This window comes from Colwellia sp. 20A7 (genome assembly GCF_009832865.1).
Taxonomy (GTDB): domain Bacteria; phylum Pseudomonadota; class Gammaproteobacteria; order Enterobacterales; family Alteromonadaceae; genus Colwellia.
In genome coordinates this window covers 627,359-648,919 of sequence record NZ_CP047130.1, presented here as the reverse complement: position 1 = coordinate 648,919, position 21,561 = coordinate 627,359, and the positions used below count along the sequence as shown (strand labels likewise).

16 protein-coding genes are annotated in these 21,561 nt (G+C 36.3%); 12 read left to right on the top strand and 4 right to left on the bottom strand.

Annotated elements, in window-relative coordinates:
• The first annotated feature begins 4 nt into the window (after nucleotides 1–4).
• The 5 genes from GQS55_RS02820 to GQS55_RS02800 all read left to right on the top strand — a co-directional run bounded on the left by GQS55_RS02820 (nucleotide 5) and on the right by GQS55_RS02800 (nucleotide 6,388).
• Complete coding sequence (locus GQS55_RS02820; protein WP_159817783.1) at nucleotides 5–898, top strand: cobalamin-binding protein; 894 nt, start codon at nucleotides 5–7, stop codon at nucleotides 896–898.
• 2 nt (nucleotides 899–900) lie between these two features.
• The gene (locus tag GQS55_RS02815) at nucleotides 901–2,934 is read left to right on the top strand and encodes a TonB-dependent receptor (protein ID WP_159817781.1); all 2,034 of its coding nucleotides are present in this window, start codon (nucleotides 901–903) and stop codon (nucleotides 2,932–2,934) included.
• On the top strand, nucleotides 2,935–4,425 hold the full coding sequence (locus GQS55_RS02810) for a cadherin repeat domain-containing protein (RefSeq protein WP_159817779.1): 1,491 nt from the start codon (nucleotides 2,935–2,937) through the stop codon (nucleotides 4,423–4,425).
• Between the two features lie 394 nt (nucleotides 4,426–4,819).
• Nucleotides 4,820–5,785, top strand: a complete 966-nt coding sequence (locus GQS55_RS02805) for a LysR substrate-binding domain-containing protein (RefSeq protein ID WP_159817777.1) — start codon at nucleotides 4,820–4,822, stop codon at nucleotides 5,783–5,785.
• Between the two features lie 183 nt (nucleotides 5,786–5,968).
• Complete coding sequence (locus GQS55_RS02800; RefSeq protein WP_159817775.1) at nucleotides 5,969–6,388, top strand: secondary thiamine-phosphate synthase enzyme YjbQ; 420 nt, start codon at nucleotides 5,969–5,971, stop codon at nucleotides 6,386–6,388.
• A 100-nt stretch (nucleotides 6,389–6,488) separates the two neighbouring features.
• Here GQS55_RS02800 and dnaB read toward each other — a convergent pair whose 3' ends face one another.
• Nucleotides 6,489–7,907: a replicative DNA helicase gene (gene dnaB, locus GQS55_RS02795; protein WP_159817773.1), complete on the bottom strand. Its 1,419-nt coding sequence runs from the start codon at nucleotides 7,905–7,907 to the stop codon at nucleotides 6,489–6,491.
• Nucleotides 7,908–8,084: 177 nt separating this feature from the next.
• On the bottom strand, nucleotides 8,085–8,297 hold the full coding sequence (rpmE, locus tag GQS55_RS02790) for a 50S ribosomal protein L31 (RefSeq protein WP_159817771.1): 213 nt from the start codon (nucleotides 8,295–8,297) through the stop codon (nucleotides 8,085–8,087).
• A 240-nt stretch (nucleotides 8,298–8,537) separates the two neighbouring features.
• Between rpmE and priA the strand changes: the two genes are divergently transcribed.
• The 6 genes from priA (at nucleotide 8,538) to GQS55_RS02760 (ending at nucleotide 14,928) form a co-directional block, all read left to right on the top strand.
• Complete coding sequence (gene priA, locus GQS55_RS02785) at nucleotides 8,538–10,748, top strand: primosomal protein N' (protein WP_159817769.1); 2,211 nt, start codon at nucleotides 8,538–8,540, stop codon at nucleotides 10,746–10,748.
• Between the two features lie 120 nt (nucleotides 10,749–10,868).
• On the top strand, nucleotides 10,869–11,429 hold the full coding sequence (locus GQS55_RS02780; RefSeq protein ID WP_159817767.1) for an SPOR domain-containing protein: 561 nt from the start codon (nucleotides 10,869–10,871) through the stop codon (nucleotides 11,427–11,429).
• Nucleotides 11,430–11,548: 119 nt separating this feature from the next.
• Nucleotides 11,549–12,067 carry an ATP-dependent protease subunit HslV gene (gene hslV / locus GQS55_RS02775; protein WP_159817765.1) on the top strand — a complete coding sequence of 173 codons (519 nt, stop codon included), beginning with the start codon at nucleotides 11,549–11,551 and terminating at the stop codon, nucleotides 12,065–12,067.
• Between the two features lie 83 nt (nucleotides 12,068–12,150).
• Nucleotides 12,151–13,494 (top strand): ATP-dependent protease ATPase subunit HslU, encoded by a 1,344-nt coding sequence (gene hslU / locus GQS55_RS02770; RefSeq protein ID WP_159817763.1) that lies wholly within the window; start codon nucleotides 12,151–12,153, stop codon nucleotides 13,492–13,494.
• A 33-nt stretch (nucleotides 13,495–13,527) separates the two neighbouring features.
• Entirely contained in the window at nucleotides 13,528–13,887 is a 360-nt protein-coding gene (locus tag GQS55_RS02765) for a gamma-butyrobetaine hydroxylase-like domain-containing protein (protein WP_159817761.1), read from the top strand.
• Nucleotides 13,888–13,995: 108 nt separating this feature from the next.
• A complete protein-coding gene (locus tag GQS55_RS02760) occupies nucleotides 13,996–14,928 on the top strand; it encodes a hypothetical protein (protein WP_159817759.1) in 933 nt (310 codons plus the stop codon).
• Nucleotides 14,929–14,986: 58 nt separating this feature from the next.
• Here GQS55_RS02760 and GQS55_RS02755 read toward each other — a convergent pair whose 3' ends face one another.
• On the bottom strand, nucleotides 14,987–16,999 hold the full coding sequence (locus GQS55_RS02755; protein ID WP_159817757.1) for a putative bifunctional diguanylate cyclase/phosphodiesterase: 2,013 nt from the start codon (nucleotides 16,997–16,999) through the stop codon (nucleotides 14,987–14,989).
• 133 nt (nucleotides 17,000–17,132) lie between these two features.
• On the opposite strand from GQS55_RS02755, the gene rraA reads away from it, so the two are divergent.
• A complete protein-coding gene (gene rraA / locus GQS55_RS02750) occupies nucleotides 17,133–17,618 on the top strand; it encodes a ribonuclease E activity regulator RraA (RefSeq protein WP_159817755.1) in 486 nt (161 codons plus the stop codon).
• A gap of 660 nt (nucleotides 17,619–18,278) precedes the next feature.
• Here rraA and GQS55_RS02745 read toward each other — a convergent pair.
• On the bottom strand, nucleotides 18,279–21,542 hold the full coding sequence (locus GQS55_RS02745; protein WP_159817753.1) for an amidohydrolase family protein: 3,264 nt from the start codon (nucleotides 21,540–21,542) through the stop codon (nucleotides 18,279–18,281).
• Nucleotides 21,543–21,561 lie beyond the last annotated feature (19 nt).

The following is a 21,561-nucleotide window of genomic DNA, read 5'->3' as shown; positions in this document are numbered from 1 at the left end:
ATAGATGAAAAATATAGTAAAAAAAATAATACTATTAGCTTTAATTAGCCTTAGCTTTGCGAGTCTTGCTGAAAATACACTTGCATCAGCAACGACACATAAACCGAGTATTATTGCGCTTTCTCCTCATATTGTAGAAATGCTTTATGATATAGGTGCGGGTGAACAAATTATCGGTACAACAACGTTTGCCGATTACCCAGAGCAAGCAAAAGAAATCCCTATTGTGGGTAATTACTTGCGCCTGCAAATTGAAAAGTTCATCACATTACAGCCTGATTATATTATCGCTTGGAAAAGTGGCAATCCAAGTGATGACATTACTCGATTAGAGCAACTCGGCTTTAAAATTATCTATTCTCAACCGAATAATTTCGAAGATATTGCGAAAGAAATGCGTGAGTTTGGTCAATTAACAGGACATGAACAAAAAGCTAATGCTCAAGCCGAGAAACTACTTAACCAACTCAACATGATAAAAGCTCAATACCAAAATAAACCGCCTATCACGGTTTTTTACGAATTATGGTCTAAGCCATTAACCACGATAGCGAAAGGTAGTTGGCCACAACAGTTCTTGAATATTTGCCAAGCCAATAATCCATTTGAGCAAGTTGATATAGCCTACCCTCAAGTAAATATAGAAAAAGTATTGCAAGCACCTATTCAATTAATTATTCAGCCTTTATCTGCAAATCAAAGTGCTAAAGTCGGTTTTAACTGGCAAGACTGGCCAATTATACCTGCCGTTAAAAACGAACAAATAATTCAACCAAATGCTGATTCAATGCATCGTATGACGATGAGAAGCTTAACTGCCTTATCCAAACTCTGTGCCGATATAGATAAAAGCAGAGCCTTCTACCAAGCCAACATTTCAGATAAAGCGTTCGAATAATTATGAATAAATTACTCTCAATACCTTCACTTAGTTTTTACTGCTGTTGCTTGTTTTTTACCAAAATAAGTTATGGAGCACAATCAAATATAGATAGTGTAGAAACGGATATAGAAACCATTGAAATCGTCAATTCTCATGAATTCAATAGTGTCAATTATCAAGTATTACATCGTGAAGATTTAATTAATTCTGCTCAAACATTATCCGATGCTCTTAAGAATATCAATGGTATACAAATAAGACAAATTAGCGGTTTAGGTAACCCTGTCTCTATTTCTATCCGGGGTTCAAGTGGTAAACAAGTACAAATGTATATCGATGGGCAACTCGTCAACGATAGTCAATTTGGTGGCTTTGATCTTAACCAAATACCGACGGATCAAATTGAGAGTATTGAGATTAGTAAAAGCCAAGCACTAGGAACAGGTTCAACACCAATTGGCGGTGTCATTAGAGTAAACACTTATAACCCAAGTGAAAACAAAAAGAAAATTGCTTTATCGATTGGTTCATTTGGTTATAAAGAAATCAATATTTTAAGTAATAATGCATTTAAAAAACACAGTTTCGCATTCGGGGGAAATTACTTAGTCAGCGATAACGATTATAGCTATTTAGTTCCTCAAAGTTTTAATAACCCTTCTGACTCAATTGATGAACCGCTAAGAAATAATGATTTTAAAAAATTAACATTATTTGTTAATGACAATGTACAACTAAATCAGCATCAGTTACGGTTTAATTTGCAATACAATAAACAAGAAAAAGCGCTAGCTAACTATCAGAATAACTCACCTGAAAATCGCTCAACCTTAGATAGTGACCAAATAAGGTACAGTATTCAACACTATTGGTTGGCCGATATTAATGCCTTGAGTGGTGTAAATTTTGAAGGTATTGAAATTAATTATTCTGGTGAAAACAAAGATGAGCTTTATTTAGAGAGTCCGAATGAAGATAGAACAAACACCAGTGACTATAATAGTACGAAACAACAAATAAGTATCAAACCTAATATTAACTGGTCAACACTGAGTTTCACTCCCTTTGTTGATCTTAGCTGGCAGGATTTCAGTTCATTCAGCACCCAAAATGGTGAAACAGTACAATGTAATGGCATTAGTAGTTGTGATATAAAAGCAGAACAAACACAGCTAAATTTTGGTGCACGTATTGAATGGAAAAGTGATGACTATCCTGTCAGCAGCTATATATTAGGTAATCGACTACAAGAAAAAAATGAAAATAGCGCATTAAACACAATTAATAGCCAAAAATTAACTAAAAACACACACTACTCTACCCAAGAGCTTGGCATTACCTACGGAAGAGACAAGATAAATACGTCTTTAAACTTCAGTAACGGTATTAGAACACCCACCTTGTTTGAGCTATTTGGCGATAGAGGCTCTTTTAAAGGTAACAGCAACTTACTACCCGAAGAAGCAAGTACCATCACGCTAGGCCTGCAATACCAACTAAACAAAGTAAATCTAACCGCTTCACTTTATCGTCAAGATTTAGAGAACTCTATTGTAGCGATATTTAACTCAAGTGGTGTTGGGTCTTATACCAATGTTGGTGGTGCTTTATTAAATGGCTTTGAGTTTCAGGCAAATCTTTCATTGTTAGATAATTTATCTTTATCGATGCAAATGAGCCTGATTGATAGCGAAACTGCTTCGCCGTTTACTGCTTTTGATAATAAAAAGCTGCCGGGTATTTATCATCAACAATATAGCGTTTCATTACGCTATAAAATAAAACCCGATTGGCAAATCAAAATAAATACTGATCTTGATAAAGACCTTTATTTTAATCGTAGCAATCAATTCGAATCAGTAAATAGCAATGTTGGTAATGGCAATCCCGCTGATCGCAGTTTAACGAATCTTTCACTTAACTGGCAAACGCAACAATATAACACCAGTCTATCTTTTAATAATGTATTTAACGAAAACTATCAAGACTTGGCCAATAGACCAGCTCAAGGTAGAAGTATTCAACTCAAATTTTCAATCGAGGATCTTTAAATGTCTATAATATATACAAAAAAAACACTATCTTTAAGCTTATTAATTTCTGCCAGCATACTTAGTGGTTGTAATTCAAGCAATGATGATAACAGTGCTCCTGTACTTACTGGTGATAGCGCACCTGTCGTCGCTGAAAACTCACTAATTGTCGGTCAATACTCAGCGACGGATGCTGACAACGATGACATAACGTTTAGCATTTCAGGCCAAGATAATGCACTTTTTACTATTGATCAAAACGGGCAATTAACGTTTAACACTGCGCCAGATTTTGACAGCGGTGAAACAGGGCCATATACACTCACAGTGATTGCCACTGATAGCGGACAATTAACAGATGAATTGAGTGTTTCCATCATTATTGGTGATATCAAAGACACACCATCATTAGCAGTAGTTCAAACGATTGCGCCTGATTACAGTAACTCCGAAGTTGTCTATATGAACGGAGCAACTCAAGAAGTAAATAGCGGTTATTATATTAAAGATGCCTCTGATTATACTTTAGCCACATACAAGACTGACGTTTTCCATATAGGTCGATTTTTTATCGATACTATTACCAAATATAACGGCGCAGAAGTCAATGAAAGAGACACGGCATTATGGTCATTCTCAACACAAGATAGCCAAGACTCAATTAGTCGTAATCCTTATGCTTTAGTGTCGCTAGATGAAGCAAAAGCATATTTACTACGTTACGGCTCAAGTAAAGTGTGGATTGTTAACCCACAAGCCGACAATATTGATGATTTTAAAACAGGCGAATTAGATTTAACGAGTTACGTACCTGAAAATAACACCAATGGCACACCAAGTCCTGCCGCTGCAGTTATTAATGACGGTAAGCTTTACATTGTTATGCAACGTTTATCGGATGCTTATGCACCCAACACCAGCTATGTAGCCGTATTCGATACCAATACCGATGAAGAAATAGAAACTAACGCTAACAGTGAAGATACTGTTAAAGGTATTCCTTTAGAAGGGTTAAACCCACTTGAAAATAGTATCACTACGGGCAATGATAAAGTATATATCAGTACGCGTAGTGATTATAGCAACACTGACTTAGCATTAAGTCGTATTGAAGAAATAACGCCAAGTGATTACAGTGTTCGCCAAGTACTTAATGCTGGTGATATTACAGATAACGTGAGCGGCTTTATTAAAAGTGCCGTTATTGTATCCTCAGAAAAAGGTTACTTTTATACTAGCGAATCAGTATTTGTACCAAGCTTCCATGAAATATCATCACTTTACCAATTTAACCCTACAACAGGTGAGATTACAGAGAGTAACGTAGCGAACACAGGTACAGAAGGAATTAATTTTCTTGGTTTGGATAGTGCCAATTTCTTATGGTTGAGTATGCCAACACCAAGTGCACCAGGTGTTGATATTATCAACAGTGAAACAAATGAAATAGTAAACGAACGTTTAGCGACAAACTTAAACCCAAGTACTATTCGCTTTCTTGAAGAATAAACTGAAAATCAGTTTATTAATAAGCCAAAAACTTATTTAAGCTTACAGAAAACCTCGATCATACAAGCTCGAGGTTTTCATTACTGTATTGCTTATTTTCAAAATTTAATTGCTGTGTCATTGTGACTAAATGAGTAAATACACTTTGTTCTTAATCGTTTAGCAGCTAGTACTATATTATCTAATACTAACTTAGCTCCCCCAACCTTCCGTTTAGCGCCAATAAGCAAAAATCTAAATGGTAACTTTACATGACTTGCTTCAATTACATTTATTATTTATAAATAAGCAACAAAACACCTAGACGTCTAGACGTTTAAATGGTTATAATTTCAAATAATACATAATTACTGAACAAGCAAAGAATTCGCTATGGACATGAAGGACTTTCATAATGTTTGAGATAAAGCACCTAAAAACACTTGTCACATTGTCAAACACTGGAAATATAAGAAAAGCTGCTGATGCCCTTTTTGTGAGCCAATCAGCGCTTTCTCATCAGTTAAAGGACTTAGAGCAACGCTTAAACACCCAATTATTTATTCGTAATACTTCGCCAGTGCAATTCACCGATAAGGGACAAGTATTACTAACATTAGCCGGTAATATTTTGCCAAAAATCAGTGCGGCATTAAATGAGTTAAAAGCTGAAAAAAACACAACAACTCATCTCAATTTAGCTATTGCCTGTCACGCTTGCTTTCAGTGGTTATTACCTATTACCGAGCAATTTTCACAACAGTACCCAGAATTAAAACTTAACTTTATGGAACAAAACTTTTTTGGCAAAACTTCATTAGAACAAGCTTTTCCTAAACCGATTAATAATAAACCTGCTGATGATGATGTCGACATTCTATTTATTGATGAAAAAATTGAAAACGATAACTATGTTTATCAAGCACTTGGAACCTATGAAGTAGTTGCTGTACTAGCAAAAGAAAGCGAAACCACAACCCAACCTTTTTTATCAGCCGCTGACTTTAGCCAATACACTTTACTCACCTATCCAGTGAAAATAGAAGAACTTGATCTCTTTAAGCTTTTTTTAAATAAAAACCCCAATCAAGAAGCTAGTAATAAATACAAACCAAAAGCGATCAAACAAGTCGCTAATAGTCATATGATATTACAAATGGTTGCTGCTAATATGGGAATAGCGGTGTTGCCTAAATGGTTAGTAAATAGTTTAAGTAAGCAATCAATGGTACAAACTAAACGCATTGGTGAGGCGGGTATATATAAAACCCTCTACGCCCGTTATCAAGCTCAAAGCCCGCATATTGAAATCATTGAGCAATTGATACCACAAACTATTTCAGCTTTTGAACGTTTAAATAAAGCAGAGATAACAGAATAGTTATACCAGTTTCATTAATTAAGTGAACAATTTTATACGTAGAAAAAATGGCCAAATACAAGGCGTTTATTTCAATAACTAGTTGTTCTAATTATTAAATAAATAACGATCTAGTTGGTGATTTTAGCCAGTAGGAATGATCACATAGTTAGTGAGATTGGTATTATAAAGGAAAATATTAATATGTGGATACAAACGGAGATTAAGCTAACCCAAAAAAGTCGTGGATTTCATTTGATTACCGATGAAGTTCAAGCACAACTTACTGGCTTAGAAAAAGTGCAACACGGCATACTACACTTATTCATTCAACATTCTTCCGCGTCACTAACAATTAACGAAAATGCCGACCCAACAGTTCGCGCCGATATGGAAAAACACTTTAATACTTTTGTTCCTGAAAGAGCCCCTTATTATCAACACACCTATGAAGGTGATGACGATATGCCAGCCCATATAAAAGCAAGCTTACTGGGCTCAAGTATCACCCTTCCTATTACTAATGGCCAGCTCAACCTAGGTATTTGGCAAGGCATATATCTAGGCGAACATAGAGATTATGGTGGTAGCCGTACAGTGATCGCTACCATCAATGGTGAATAATTAAGGTAAACTGATAGTAATTATCACTTCAAACATAAATACTCAACGTTAAACTGTACGGTTAAATCCAAAAACAAAGATTTAATAAATGTTAACTTGTTTAATCTTCTTCAAGCACATGTGGTCCAGCATAATTATCAAAGCGAGAATATTTACCTTGGAAGGTCAGTGGAACACGACCAATAGGTCCATTACGTTGCTTACCAATAATAATTTCAGCCATGCCTTTAAATTCACTGTCATCGTGATAAACCTCATCACGATAAATAAACATGATTAAATCGGCATCTTGCTCTATTGAACCTGATTCACGTAAATCTGAGTTAATTGGGCGTTTATCACTTCGTTGCTCCAAACCACGGTTTAGCTGAGACAGCGCAACCACTGGTACTTGTAACTCTTTTGCCAATGCTTTTAATGAGCGTGATATTTCAGCTATTTCTAACGTTCTGTTATCAGAAAACTGTGGTGCACGCATCAGTTGCAAGTAATCAATCATAATCATAGAAATACCGCCATGATCACGGTGAATACGTCTAGCCCTAGAACGCACTTCGGTTGGTGTTAAGCCAGCAGCATCATCAATAAACATTTTACCGTTTTCAATTAGCAAGCCCATAGTAGAAGACAAGCGAGCCCAATCTTCATCGTCTAGCTGCCCGGTTCTAATTTTAGTTTGATCAATGCGTCCTAAAGAGGCTAGCATTCTCATCATAATTTGATCCGCAGGCATCTCTAAACTAAATATTAATGCCGGATACTCTTGTGTCATTGCAGCGTGTTCGGCCAAGTTCATCGCGAACGTGGTTTTACCCATTGAAGGACGCGCGGCAACAATAATTAAATCAGATTTTTGTAAACCTGCGGTCATCTTATCTAGATCGGCAAAGCCACTAGGTACACCAGTAACACCACCGGTATCAGTTGAACAAAGCTTTTCAATTCTATCGACGGTTTTTTCTAGCACTGAATGCAGGCTTTCTGGCCCTTCAGATTTGTTAGCGCGTTTTTCAGCTATCGCGAATACTTTCGTTTCAGCAAAATCGAGCAAGTCGGCACTAGAGCGACCTTGTGTATCATAACCGGCTTCTGCTAATTCATTAGCAACACTGATCATTTCTCGTGTAACAGCACGTTCACGAACAATATCAGCATACGCTGCGATGTTAGCCGCACTGGGTGTGTTTTTCATCATCTCAGCGAGATAAACAAAGCCACCAGCAGCATCAAGTTTTTGATCGTTTTCTAAGGCTTCAGACAGCGTGATTAAATCAACCGGCTCACCTAATTCGATAAGGGCACCAATGGTTTCAAAAATAAGGCGATGTGAGCGACTATAGAAGTCATCTGCCACTGTTTTTTCTGAAACACGATCCCATGTTTCATTATCAAGTAACAAACCACCTAACACGGATTGCTCTGCTTCTAATGAATGAGGTGGCGTTTTTAATGCATCAATTTGCTTATCTTTGATAAATTGCCTTTCTTTAGCAAATTTACCTGGCTTTCTTTCTGCCATTTATTGAGCCTTAATTTTAAATTTGAGAAGGTTTTTCTAGGGTGGTTAATGTAGCAGAAACACCACAAAAAATAGAGTAATAAAACCTACAAATGCCAGAAATAAAAAAAGCGCCTTTCGGCGCTTTTTTCGATGCTACTTTTCTTAATTAAAAGAAAAGGAACTAAAAAGTAAAAATTACTTCTTAGAAAGAGCACCAAAACGTTTGTTGAATTTATCAACACGACCACCGGTTTCAGCAGCTTTCTGCTTACCAGTGTAAAAAGGGTGACATTCTGAACATACGTCTAAATGCACGTCTTTAGTTGCTGTTGAACGAGTTGTAATAACATTGCCACAAGAACAAGTTGCTTTAAACTCAACATAATTTGGATGAATTCCGTCTTTCATGGGGACCTCTATATCTCTTTCGAGAAATTGGGCGTATCGCCACTTAGCCGTTTTAGTTAAATTAACTTAAAACGCCAAGCACCATACGGTGTAAAAATTAATGGAGGCGAATAATAAATCATCACCGCACCGACTGCAAGCTAAAGTGATACTAAACCCACTAAAAAAGACTTATTAATAAATAGTAATTTTTACGGTAATATAAGCAGCCTATTCTTATTACAAGCATTCATATAATTCGTGTCTGAGCAATATGTACAAGTAGCAGTTCCCGTTCCTATGCGCCAGCTGTTTACCTATCAAGTACCGGAAGAACTACAAACACCACCAATAAAAATTGGTGAACGTGTTGCTGTGTCATTTGGTGCAAGAAAAGTTATTGCTATTGTGATCGCGATAACTGACAAGTGTGATATTGATTCAAAAATAAAACCTATTTCACAACGCCTTAACGATAGCTTCCACTTAAGCGATTTTTTGGTTAATTATCTAAAATTATGTGCTACTTACTATCACCACCCTATTGGTGACGTTTTTCAACAAGCACTACCCAAATTATTACGTCAGGTAAAAAAAGTAGATCTACAGCCGCCGATGGTTTGGCAAAGTGCTGAGCTAATCGAAAATGAACAGAAAGAACAATTAGCTAAGGTTGAAACTAAAGCGCCAAAACAGTTCGCACTTTTTCAATTAATCGCAAAACACCATGGAATTAGCTGGGCTGAGTTACGGACTTTAGGTTATAGCAAGGCACAGTTAAATGCCTTGGTTGCCAAAGATCTTATCAAGCAGGTAAAACATAGACCAGGGCAATTTTCGTGGCAAGACAGCAAACTAACCCAAGAAAACAAACAAGTGCTATCAACCGAGCAAGCATTGATTGTTGCTGCAATCAATCAATCATTAGATCGCTTCTCTTGCCACTTAATTGACGGCGTGACTGGCAGTGGTAAAACGGAAGTTTATCTACAGGCCATGGAAAATGTATTAGCAAATCATCAACAAGTATTAGTGATTGTTCCTGAGATTGGCTTAACACCACAAACATTATTGCGCTTTGAGCAACGATTTAGCGTGCCTATTTCTTTGCATCACTCTAATCTTAACGATACTGAACGTTTAGATACTTGGTTAAGCGCCCAACAAGGCAGTGCAGCAATTGTTATAGGCACACGATCGGCTATTTTCTCCCCCTTGCACAAGTTAGGTATGATTATTGTTGATGAAGAGCACGACAGCTCGTTAAAGCAGCAAGACAGTTTTCGTTATCATGGTCGAGATATTGCTATTTTACGCGCTAGGCAAACAAATATTCCTATTATTTTAGGCAGTGCTACACCTAGCTTTGAATCATTACAAAATGCCTTGTCTGGCAAGTACCAATATCACCAGCTACGTAAACGAGCAGGAAAAAGTAACAAAGCGAAAATAACATTAATTGATGTTGCTCAACAACAAATGGAATTTGGTTTATCGGGCACGTTAAAACATGAAATCAAGCAAACACTAGCACGTGGTGAACAAGCTCTTATTTTTTTAAATAGGCGAGGCTATGCGCCCGCGATAAATTGTCAAGAATGCCATTGGCTTTCTGACTGCCAGCGTTGCGATAAACCTTATACTTATCATCAAAAACAACAACTATTAATTTGCCATCATTGTGGTAGCCAAAAGCGTGTACCCAAGCAATGTCCAAAATGCGGTAGTGTTCGTATTGCGCCGGTAGGTCAAGGAACGGAACAGTTAGAACAACGTATTGGTGAAATATTTCCTGATGTTAGTGTGGTAAGAATAGATAGAGACAGTACCCGTAAAAAAGGTGAATTAACTAAGCTACTACAAGAGATAACAGATAAGAAACATCAATTACTTATTGGTACACAAATGCTAGCTAAAGGTCATCATTTTCCTGACGTTACTTTGGTAGCGGTGCTTGATGGTGATGGTGCATTATTCAGTTTTGATTTTCGTGCTAGCGAACAAATGGCACAACTATTAATCCAAGTAGCTGGCCGTGCCGGTCGTGCGAGTAAACCAGGTAAAGTATTAGTACAAACAAGTTACCCTGATCATCCTTTATTACAAGACTTAGTGCATAACGGCTACCAGCACTTTGCCAAACAAGCCTTAGCTGAAAGAAAGCAAGCTATGTTGCCACCTTTTAGTTATCAAGCCTTATTCCGCGCTGAAGCCAATTATCCAAGCTATCCTGAAAAGTTCTTACGACTATTAACTGAGCTTACTTTCACTAACTGTCAATTTGCCGGACCTGTTCCTGCAGCAATGGAGAAAAAGGCAGGAAAATTTCGTTATCATTTAATTTTACAGGCTAAATCAAGAAAAGATCTGCATATTGCTATTTTCCAGTTACTAGCTGCCATCCCGAATAATGAATGGCAAAGTAAAGTACGTTGGAGTTTAGACATTGATCCTATTGATTTAAATTGGTAATCAAATAATTAAACTGCAGCCAACTTTTACTGGATAGTTTTGCTTTCGCTATATCTACTTGTAATTAGAAATAACTTAAGTATAAAATAGCCTACATTCTTCCTGGTTCTTCTGTAGTTCATGTCAAATCAAGATTATATTTCTCGTACACCGCAAAAAAAGAAAAAAAATAGCCCTTACAAAAAAAAATCGGCACAACCAGATCCAACTTCGACTCGAAAACTAAAGTTTTTAGGCCTGATAGCCATCATATTTATTTCCGTTTTTGTCTATAGTTTATGGTTTTTAAAAACAGACGAAACAACTAAAACGCCTATTCAAACGCAACATGAAGTTAAGCCTAAAAAAGAGAAAGACTTGCCTGCTCCTCCTAAAGAAAAATGGACTTATGTTGAAAATTTAAAAACCAAAGAAATTGAAGTAGGACAGTATGAAGTTAAACAAAATGGTCCTTATAAAATGCAATGTGGTTCTTTTAAAACAGCAGCCCAAGCAGAATCACTAAGAGCTAAAATTGCTTTTTCTGGGCTAGAAAGTTCAATTCAAACCGCACAAGGAAAGAATAATATATGGTATAAAGTCGTTTTAGGCCCATATTCACGAAAACGCGCAGCAGAACAAGATAAGCATAAATTACGTAATAACAAGATTAATGGTTGTCAGGTTTGGTTGTGGAAATAACCCTTCCTTTAAAATAAATTGGATAGAATGACTATAAAATAAATTCTATCCTTGAAAACTCATTAATAACCCCAACTTTATTTACAACAAAAAATGTATTTATTAAGATTGGAGTTAACATGACTACTATTGTTTCAGTTAGACGTAATGGCAAAGTAGCCATTGGTGGTGACGGTCAAGTGTCACTAGGTAATACCGTAATGAAAGGTAATGCCAAAAAAGTTCGTCGTTTATATAACAATAAAGTATTGGCTGGATTTGCCGGCGGTACTGCTGATGCTTTTACCCTTTTCGAGCGTTTTGAAAGTAAACTTGAACAACATCAAGGCCATTTAACCAAAGCCGCCGTTGAACTAGCCAAAGACTGGCGTAGTGATCGCGCCCTTAGAAAGCTTGAAGCTTTATTAGCAGTAGCTGACGAAACTGCTTCATTAATTATTACCGGTAATGGTGATGTTGTTCAACCTGAACATGACTTAATCGCTATTGGTAGTGGTGGTAATTTTGCCCAATCAGCCGCTATCGCATTATTAGAAAACACCGATTTAAGCGCCAAAGAAATTGTTGAGAAATCCTTAACGATTGCTGGTGATATATGTGTTTTCACTAATCAATCTCACACGATAGATGAATTGTAAGCCTCGAGCTTAATAGTAGTTTCTCCATTATATTTCCAAAAGATTATTGTTTTGATGAATCAAGACAAAACGAGGATTAAAATATGTCAGATATGACTCCCCGCGAAATTGTCCATGAATTAGATGCCCATATTGTCGGCCAAAGCGAAGCAAAACGTGCTGTTGCCATCGCTTTACGTAACCGCTGGCGTAGAATGCAGTTAAACGAAGGGTTACGCAATGAAGTAACACCAAAAAATATCTTAATGATAGGCCCTACCGGTGTAGGTAAAACTGAAATTGCGCGTCGTTTAGCGAAACTGGCTCGTGCTCCTTTTATCAAAGTTGAAGCCACAAAATTCACAGAAGTGGGTTATGTAGGCAAAGAAGTTGAGACGATTATTCGTGACCTTGCCGATATGGCAATTAAAATGGTTAAAGAAGACGAAATGAATCGCGTGCAACATTTAGCAGAAGAAGCCGCTGAAGAGCGTATTTTAGATGTTTTATTACCTCCTGCTCGTGATGGATTTGGTAATGCCGAAAAAACTGATGTTGAAGGTGACAATAACAGTACTCGTCAAATATTCCGTAAAAAATTACGTGAAGGTAAATTAGACGATAAAGAAATTGAACTCGATTTAGCCGCACCACAAGTCGGCGTAGAAATTATGGCGCCTCCCGGCATGGAAGACATGACTTCGCAATTGCAAAGCATGTTCCAAAGTATGTCGAATGATAAAACTAAAAAGCGTAAATTAAAAATTAAAGATGCTTTTAAGGCGTTGCAAGAAGAAGAAGCCGCTAAAATAGTTAATCAAGATGACATTAAGCAAAAAGCTATTTATGCAGTAGAACAAAATGGCATTGTTTTTATTGATGAAATAGACAAGATTTGTAAACGTGCTGATAGCAATAGTGGCGGTGACGTATCACGTGAAGGCGTTCAGCGTGACTTATTACCTTTAGTTGAAGGTTCTACTGTCAGCACTAAACACGGCATGATTAAAACTGACCATATTCTATTTATTGCTTCTGGTGCTTTCCAAATGGCTAAGCCATCAGATTTAATTCCTGAATTACAAGGTCGTTTACCTATTCGAGTAGAACTAAAAGCCTTAACGACTGAAGACTTCGTTAGAATATTAACAGAACCTTTTGCTTCGCTAACAGAGCAATATATCGCACTACTGGCAACAGAAGGTGTGGATATTGAATTTAGTGATGATGGTATTCAAGCAATAGCGAATGCCGCTTGGCAAGTTAACGAGACTACTGAAAATATAGGAGCTCGCCGCTTACATACTATGATGGAGCGATTAACTGAAGAACTATCTTTCAATGCTGATGAGCGTTCAGGTGAAAAAATCGTTATTGATAAAAATCATGTTGATAAAACGTTGAATGACGTTATACAGAACGAAGACTTAAGCCGTTTCATTCTCTAAAAATTAACCCTATTATCTACTTTACAGGCACTTATGAATATTCAAAGTTTTTTGATAAATGCAAATAAAAAAAACATCACTATTGATTTTAACAATGGTGAGGTAGCTTGTTTACCTTTTGAATATTTACGTGTTTTTACACCCACAGCAAATAAACCAACAAAGCAAAATAGCTTAGTTACCCATAAAAAAGATGTTGTGTTAACTACAATTGAAAATTTAGGTAAACATGGTTATCGGTTTATTTTTAATGATCAACATAACGCAATATATTCAACTGAGTATATTGCATTATTAGTACAAGAACATGACACTCGCTGGCAACACTATCTTACAAATTTAAAAGCCTCTGGGCACTCTCGTGAAGCAATGATCAATATCACTCAATTATAAATTAAGCTATTCTTGTACCTCTAGTGCTATTGTCGTTTATATATAGTTTTGTCAACCTAGCTTTTCAATACTCGCGACCATATAGATTTAACTTTACACGGAAAATTAATGATAAAAAAATCGTTTTATGCGTTTGTGGGCCTTAGTGCGGTCGTCGTTCTAGCAGCAATATTAAGTGAATCTCACGAGCTCTATAGTAGTAAAGTCGTCACCTTAGACAGCAAACTTAAAGAAGTTTCGGGGATTGAATTCGACAAAGCAGGTAACTTGTGGGCTATCAATGATGGTGGTAATTCAGCACAAATACATCAAGTACAACGCGATGGTAAAATCAAAAAATCAGTCACTATTACTAATGGACGAAATTTAGATTGGGAAGATATGACTCAAGATGATTTTGGACACTTTTTTATTGGTGACTTTGGTAATAATGACAATATGCGTAAATGGCTTACCATTTATAAAATTGAGAACCCTATTGATATTAAAGGGACAGAAACTGAAGCGGAAATAATTAAATTCACCTTTCCAGAACATCGGAACTTCCCACCTAAAGCGTCAGAAAAAAACTTTGACTTAGAAGCATTTGTTTTTTACAAAAGGCACTTATATTTATTTTCAAAAAATAGAACTAAGCCGTTTGATGGTGATACTAACTTATATAAAATTGGTGATCATGCTGATAATTATCAAGCCAGTTTTATTAGTAACTTTAATACTTGTACAACACATCAAAAACTCTGCTGGATAACTTCTGCAGCACTAAGCCCTGATAGAAGTAAATTAGTACTATTAGACTCTGAACGTCTATGGTTATTTGAAAATTGGCAAGGTGATGATTTTTTCTCAGGTGATGCCTATAAAATTGATTTGGGTATAGTCACGCAAAAAGAAGCAGTGACTTTTTCTGACGAGAATACCATTATTTTTACTGATGAAGAGTTCTATGGTATAGGTAGAAACTCTTACATGATTAAGCTCGATGAAGTCACGAAAGAGCGGATACAAACTAAAAAAACTAAAACAGCGCCTAAATTATAAAATCCATGTAAACAATAAGTTAAGTAGTAAAAACGCCTAAAGATAACAATAAATATAACTAGGTTTTTGTGGTTTTATTTTGTTTAGTCAAATAAGTAACAAATTTTTCTTCCGGCAATGGTTTATCAATAAGGTATCCTTGAACAGCATCACAACCCATATTTCGTAATACGTTAAGTTGATCTTTATTTTCAACACCTTCTGCAAGCACACGCTTCCCTAAACCATGCGAGAGTTTTATCATTGATTTAACAATAGTTAGATCAGAGTCATTGGTTGCAACTTCAGTGATAAAGCTACGATCTATTTTAATTTTATCTATGGGTAATTGGCGTAAATAGGCTAAAGATGAATACCCTGTACCAAAATCATCAATTGATACTTTGATACCCATACTTTGTAATGACGTAATCGTGTTCATGGCAGTATCAATATCTGTCATCACTACATTTTCAGTAATCTCTAACTCTAAATACTTCGGAGACAAATTATTATCGCGTAATAAAGTTTGAATATTACTGACAAATTGAGGGTCCTGAAATTCAACAGCAGTAATATTAACGGCAATTGTTACCCTGCGTTTATATTTTTCATACCACCGTGCATTCGCACTACAAGCCTTGCTTAAAACATAGTTATCAAACTGACTATTCATAAGCAAAGTATCTATATCACCTAAAAATTCACCCGGTAGTAATAAACCTTTGGTAGGGTGCTGCCAACGTACTAAAGCCTCAACCCCTTCTAGGCGATTTGTTAATAGGTTTAATTGTGGTTGATAAAACAGAACGAATTCATCGTTAATAATGGCATTTTTAAGCTCTTTTTCTTTTAATAATAAACGTCGTCCACCTGCTTGCATGCCTGATTCAAAAATGATGGTAGATATATTATTAGTTTCTGCATGATGCAAAGCTAGGTTTGCATTTTGTAGTAGTTCTTCAGCATTTTCACCATATTCAGGAAAAGAAGTATATCCAATACTCGCTTGAATATGTGCTTCTTGATCATGATATTGATAAGGGCGGCTAATAATTTGATGAAGATGCTCAGGCACCCGAGCAACTGACGGTTCATTATAGTATTCAATAACAAACATAAAAGAATCACCACTTAAACGCCCTACAGCCTTTGGTTTCAAAAGACTGTTATTTAAGCGATTTGCTACTTCTTTAAGTATGCAATCACCTACGTTCAAACCATAAGTATCATTAATAAATTTAAACTGTTTAATATCAATTAAAAACACAGCAAGTTTACATGATTGTTGTTTAGCAATAGTAATTGCCTCCGTTAATTTTTTCATCACTTCGGTGCGATTTAACGCCCCCGTTAAGACGTCATGCTTTCCTAAATACTGTTCACGAATAATAGACTGTTTCGAGATATTGCGCTCGTCTCCTTGTGTCCAAATAAGTAATATAAACCCTAAAATACTGTGAGCACCAATATCAAAATAAGTGAGAAGTAACGTAAATTGGTTAATCCACTCATCCGTTAAGGCCATAATCGTCATGGGTACATAAGCTAGATAGCGAATGCCTGAGATGAGAAGAAATGCAAATAAAAGTTTGCTAGAAAAGTGTGGTTTTTTATCAATAAAAAGATAACAACTTGCACTTAAGAAGCTAATAATGAAAATAAAGCTTTGTACTTGTGCTTTAACCTCAAAATAAATAGTCGCACTATTTTCGCTAAATAAATAAAGAATTGATGCGCTAGAGCTTACAATAATAGTTAACAGCACAACAAGATTAACAAAACGCTTTGCTAACGTTATTTTTGCGCTATAGAGGCCAAGCAATAAAAAAACTAAAAATAGGTATAAAGTAGTCTGTTGAATTTGCTCATAGAATAGTAATAAATTGTTATTATTTATATATATATCAGTAATAGGAAGTAACGCGCTAATAGCATAATAACCACTTAGCGAAACTAAACTAAATAGCCAGTACTTGATATATTCACGCTGAAAAGATCGAAAGTACACTAAAAATACTAATGACAAAATAGCAAACACAATTGCTTGCATAGCAAATAAAAATGTAAATGAGTCTGTAGTTACAAGCATTAATAAATCGATTATTAGTGATAATGAATGATCTATTAAAGAGAGTTTTAGCCCAAAATACAAGTAGCTATTTTATTTTAACTTCAGCAGGTTATACTAATAGATATTATCTCTAAAACTTAAGGCTATTGTTATGGAATGTGATACTTCGCAACTGTGTGATATCTATGCTGACTTAATTGACGTTATCGATCCTATTTTTAGCAACTATGGTGGCCGACATTCTTTTGGTGGCAAGGTAGTCACCATAAAGTGCTTCGAAGGCGTTGGACTAATCAAACAAACAGTCATGACCGAAGGTACAAACAAGGTACTAGTCATTGACGGTGGTGGTTCAACTAGACGCGCATTAATTGACTTAGATATCGCAGAAACTGCTGCAAACAATGGCTGGGAAGGTATTGTTTGTTATGGAAGTGTTCGTGATGTTGACGCGATTGAAGAAATAGATATCGGTATTCAAGGGCTAGTTTCAATTCCTGTTGGCGCCAACGATAATGAGTTTGGTGAAATTGATATTGCGATTAACTTTGGTGGTGTGACTATATTGCCTGATGATCATATCTATGCTGATAACACCGGTATTATTTTATCACCCGAGCCATTAGATATTGAATAAAATAAAATTTAATAACTTGGGGGAAGCCCAAAAACATTAAAGAGTATTTATTAGTAGAACAGCGCAATAAGGGTTAGTCACTGCATTCGCTTGAGGGTGCTTTTGTTTGAGGGTGCTTTTGCTTCAGTGTGAATAACCGTAGTAGCCAATTATTTTAGCCATAGCACTATTTCATTGAGAGTTATTATCTATTAATAAATATCCCCTTGTACTCAGTTTCACCCCCTATAAATCTTCTATCGTTTTTCTTACCTTAGCGACTTAAATTCACTCGCTATCCTTTAAATGAAAAAATTTAAGTGAAAAAATGGTTAATACCAGTTTCATTAATTAAGTGAACAATTTTATACGTAGAAAAAATTGCCAAATACAAGGCATTTATTGCAATAACTAGTTGTTCTAATTATTAAATAAATAACGATGTAGTTGGTGATTTTAGCAAGTAGAAATGATCACATAGCTAGTGAGATTGGTATAATTATAAAAGCTAACCATTTAATTTAAACGAATCTACTCTAATCTAAGAAAATGAACTTATTATGCTAATCTAAGAAAATGAACTTATTATGCCTGTTTAGCAGGTATATATTTACTTTATAAACAGGCATATAACACTGTAATAAAAAGATAACTCTTATTACTTGTCGTCATATCGCTTGGTTAATTCTCGAAATAGAACTTAGCACGCTTATTATCATAATGCCCTACTTCATCCATAGTTTCAGCATTGTATAAACGACCATTAAGCATAGTATAAATTACTTTATCACTTTGTCGTATATCTTGACTAACATCACCATCAACAACAATTAAATCGGCTAACTTACCTGTTTTAATTGAGCCAAGCTGGTCATCTAAGCCTAACGTTTGCGCTGAGGATATAGTCGCTGTTTTTAATGCTTGTAATGGTGTCATTCCACCTTGCGCCATCATCCACATTTCCCAGTGCATCGCCAGTCCTTCACGTTGTCCATGACCACCTGAATTAACTTTAATGCCTAAGTCTTGTAATTCTTTAGCCACCTTAGCAACACTAAAGTGATTATAGTGATGCAATGGCGCTTTTGGTCTACGCATCGCTCTAGGTTGTAAAAACTCACTTGGTACATACTTACTTAAACGAGGATGTAACCAAACATCAGTTTTATCATACCAGTAGTTCTCTCCCCAAATTCCGCCATAGGCAACGACAAGCGTAGGCGTATATGCCATTTCAGATTGCGACCATAACTGCTTCACGTCGTCGTAAATATTAGCCACAGGAATTGAATGCTCTAAGGTTGTATGACCATCAACTAACATAGTTAAATTATGCTGTAATAAAGATCCACCTTCAGGAACTACCAACATATTCAACTCTCGTGCCGCTTGAATAAATTGCTGACGTTGATTTCTGCGTGGTTGATTGTAGCTTTTTACACTAAAAGCGCCCGCTTCTTTTAAGCGCTCAACATGAAACTTAGCATCATCTAAACTATCCACATGTGCCGTATATCCAGCAGCATTGGCGCCATAAAGGATTTTTCCTGTTGAAAATAAACGCGCCGCAACAATTTTTCCTGCTTTTTGCATTTCACTCGCAGCGAAAAATTCGTTAGTGTCATTAGATGGATCATGAATACTGGTAACTCCCAAAGCTAAACCGGCATAGTTTTTCCAGTTCTGTTGAGGAATTATTTGATTGTTACCTTGTGGACCATGTGCATGTGCATCAATGAGCCCTGGCATAATACTCTTGCCAGTTATATCGATAACAATAGCTGAAGAAGGAATAGTAACATCTGACTTACTACCTATCGCTTTGATTATATTACCTTCAACCAAAACAGTACCATTCTCGATAACTTTATCGCCTTCCATGGTAATCACTTTACCACCCACAAAAGCAACTATACCTGAAGGCTTGTCAACAGCACTAGTGTAGCCAAGGTAAGTTTTAGTTACTTCTGTTGCTAATGCCTCTTTAGACGTGTCATCAATACTTTCTTTCTTATCCACAGCATCAGTTATTGCAAAAAGATCAGTAATATTCGCTTGAAATAAATTAGCACCTAAACTCCAGTACAGTTCATCTGAATCACTATTCCAATTAATCCCTTCACCTGCACGCATTGATAATTGTTTAACAGGGAAATTACCTCCTTTAGGACCAATAGTAATAACATCACCACGTTCAACAAAAGGGGTTACAAATACTTTAAAACGTTCTGCAAAAGCTAAATATTTACCGTTAGGTGATACGTTATACTCAGTAGCAAACTCTCCTTGATAAAGAGCTCTGTCTTCTTTTCCATCAAGACTCACATACGCTAATTGCGGTTTTTCACCATTGCGCATTACGTAAATATTATTATTGCTGCTGCCGAAATGGGGCTGTATGCCATCTTTAGTAATGAGAACAGGTTTACGATCTTTGCGCTCACCCTTGGCTGATATCGCATAAATTCCCGTATTAAGATCCCAAGTTGGCTGAGTAATATAGCCGCCTGATATTTTACGGTATACCACTGTTTTTCCGTCAGGAGAAACAGTTGGCTCAATGTATTTCCCTGGCTCATTTAATAACGATTTGCCTTTACCCCCTCTACTCGAAACAACACGAATCTGGCCTTGTTTATCGTCATTCCATGTAGCATAAACAATATTTTTACCATCACGAGAAAAGCTTGGGTTTAATTCATAATGGCTTTGTTGTTTAGTTAATCGTTTCGCCTTACCTTGCGCTTTACCGTTATTAATATTACGCGTATATATATGCCCCATAGATTCAAAGACAACCTTATCGCCATCTGGCGATATTTCAACATCACGAAGCATTTTTACGTTGAATTTATCTTGTGGTAAATTCTGCTTAAATTGCAATGATTGTTGAATTTTTTTAACAGTTTTCACATGAAAATCAATGACCGATGATTTTTTAGAAGTAATATCTAAACGGTTTATTTTTCCGCCATTCCAAAAAACTAAACTGTCGCTCTTCGGCGTCCAAGCAATATTAGGATAAACACCATGAATCGCCCATGTTTCTTGTAGATCACGTTCTAAATCTTCATAGATCTTTGTTTCTTTACCACTGGTTAAATCGTATAAATATAGGTTTGAAGAGAAATCATCACGGCTAATAAAGGCCAGGTATTTTCCATCAGGTGACGGGGTTGGACGAATAGCGCCCCCCTTACCACTAATAATGGTATCAATTTCGCCTGTGGCTAATTCCAAGCGTTTTATTTTATATATACCTTTCACTGAATCTTTTGAATAATGGAAAGTCTTGCCCGGTGTCGCATCTTGAGAGAAGTAAACATACTTACCATCCGCAGAGTAAGCAGGTTCACCTAAATCTTTTTGTTCATTAGCTCTTTTAGTTAGCATTACACCGCTTCCGCCGGCTTTGTGATAAAGCCAAACCTCACCTGCCCCTAAAGAACGAGTACTTGAATAATGTTTTCTGCCAATTAAGTAATTACCGTCAGGAGACCATGCAGGACTATTTAATAAACGAAATTGCTCTGTTGAAACAGCTTTGCCATTACTACCATCACGGTTCATAATCCATAAATTGTCGCCACCATCCTCATCGGAAGTAAACGCTATATGCTTACCATCTGGACTAAACTTTGGCTGCATTTGCCATGCTATATCCGTCATTAATGGTGTCGCTTCACCACCAGAAATGGGCATGGTATAAATATCACCAAGTAAATCAAAAAGTAGCGTAGTTCCGTCTGGACTAACATCAACATTCATCCATGTACCAGAAGTAACATCTATGCTCGCATTTTTAAATACGCCTTGTGGTGAGTTGACCGACCAAGTGGCCTTTTCTTCTTTAAGTTCTTTCGTCTGGGCATTAACGCTCACTATAGATGCTGACATTGTTAACATCATTCCGGCAGTAATGATTTTCTGAAGGTATTTCGACATACTACAGTCCTTTATTCGA

What these genes read in the sequence shown, in the direction of transcription:
- GQS55_RS02820 (WP_159817783.1), top strand. Translation starts at nt 5, where the DNA reads ATGAAAAATATAGTAAAAAAAATAATACTATTAGCTTTAATTAGCCTT.
- GQS55_RS02815 (WP_159817781.1), top strand. Translation starts at nt 901, where the DNA reads ATGAATAAATTACTCTCAATACCTTCACTTAGTTTTTACTGCTGTTGC.
- GQS55_RS02810 (WP_159817779.1), top strand. Translation starts at nt 2,935, where the DNA reads ATGTCTATAATATATACAAAAAAAACACTATCTTTAAGCTTATTAATT.
- GQS55_RS02805 (WP_159817777.1), top strand. Translation starts at nt 4,820, where the DNA reads ATGTTTGAGATAAAGCACCTAAAAACACTTGTCACATTGTCAAACACT.
- GQS55_RS02800 (WP_159817775.1), top strand. Translation starts at nt 5,969, where the DNA reads ATGTGGATACAAACGGAGATTAAGCTAACCCAAAAAAGTCGTGGATTT.
- dnaB (WP_159817773.1), bottom strand. Translation starts at nt 7,907, where the DNA reads ATGGCAGAAAGAAAGCCAGGTAAATTTGCTAAAGAAAGGCAATTTATC.
- rpmE (WP_159817771.1), bottom strand. Translation starts at nt 8,297, where the DNA reads ATGAAAGACGGAATTCATCCAAATTATGTTGAGTTTAAAGCAACTTGT.
- GQS55_RS02780 (WP_159817767.1), top strand. Translation starts at nt 10,869, where the DNA reads ATGTCAAATCAAGATTATATTTCTCGTACACCGCAAAAAAAGAAAAAA.
- hslV (WP_159817765.1), top strand. Translation starts at nt 11,549, where the DNA reads ATGACTACTATTGTTTCAGTTAGACGTAATGGCAAAGTAGCCATTGGT.
- hslU (WP_159817763.1), top strand. Translation starts at nt 12,151, where the DNA reads ATGTCAGATATGACTCCCCGCGAAATTGTCCATGAATTAGATGCCCAT.
- GQS55_RS02765 (WP_159817761.1), top strand. Translation starts at nt 13,528, where the DNA reads ATGAATATTCAAAGTTTTTTGATAAATGCAAATAAAAAAAACATCACT.
- GQS55_RS02760 (WP_159817759.1), top strand. Translation starts at nt 13,996, where the DNA reads ATGATAAAAAAATCGTTTTATGCGTTTGTGGGCCTTAGTGCGGTCGTC.
- GQS55_RS02755 (WP_159817757.1), bottom strand. Translation starts at nt 16,999, where the DNA reads ATGCTTGTAACTACAGACTCATTTACATTTTTATTTGCTATGCAAGCA.
- rraA (WP_159817755.1), top strand. Translation starts at nt 17,133, where the DNA reads ATGGAATGTGATACTTCGCAACTGTGTGATATCTATGCTGACTTAATT.
- GQS55_RS02745 (WP_159817753.1), bottom strand. Translation starts at nt 21,542, where the DNA reads ATGTCGAAATACCTTCAGAAAATCATTACTGCCGGAATGATGTTAACA.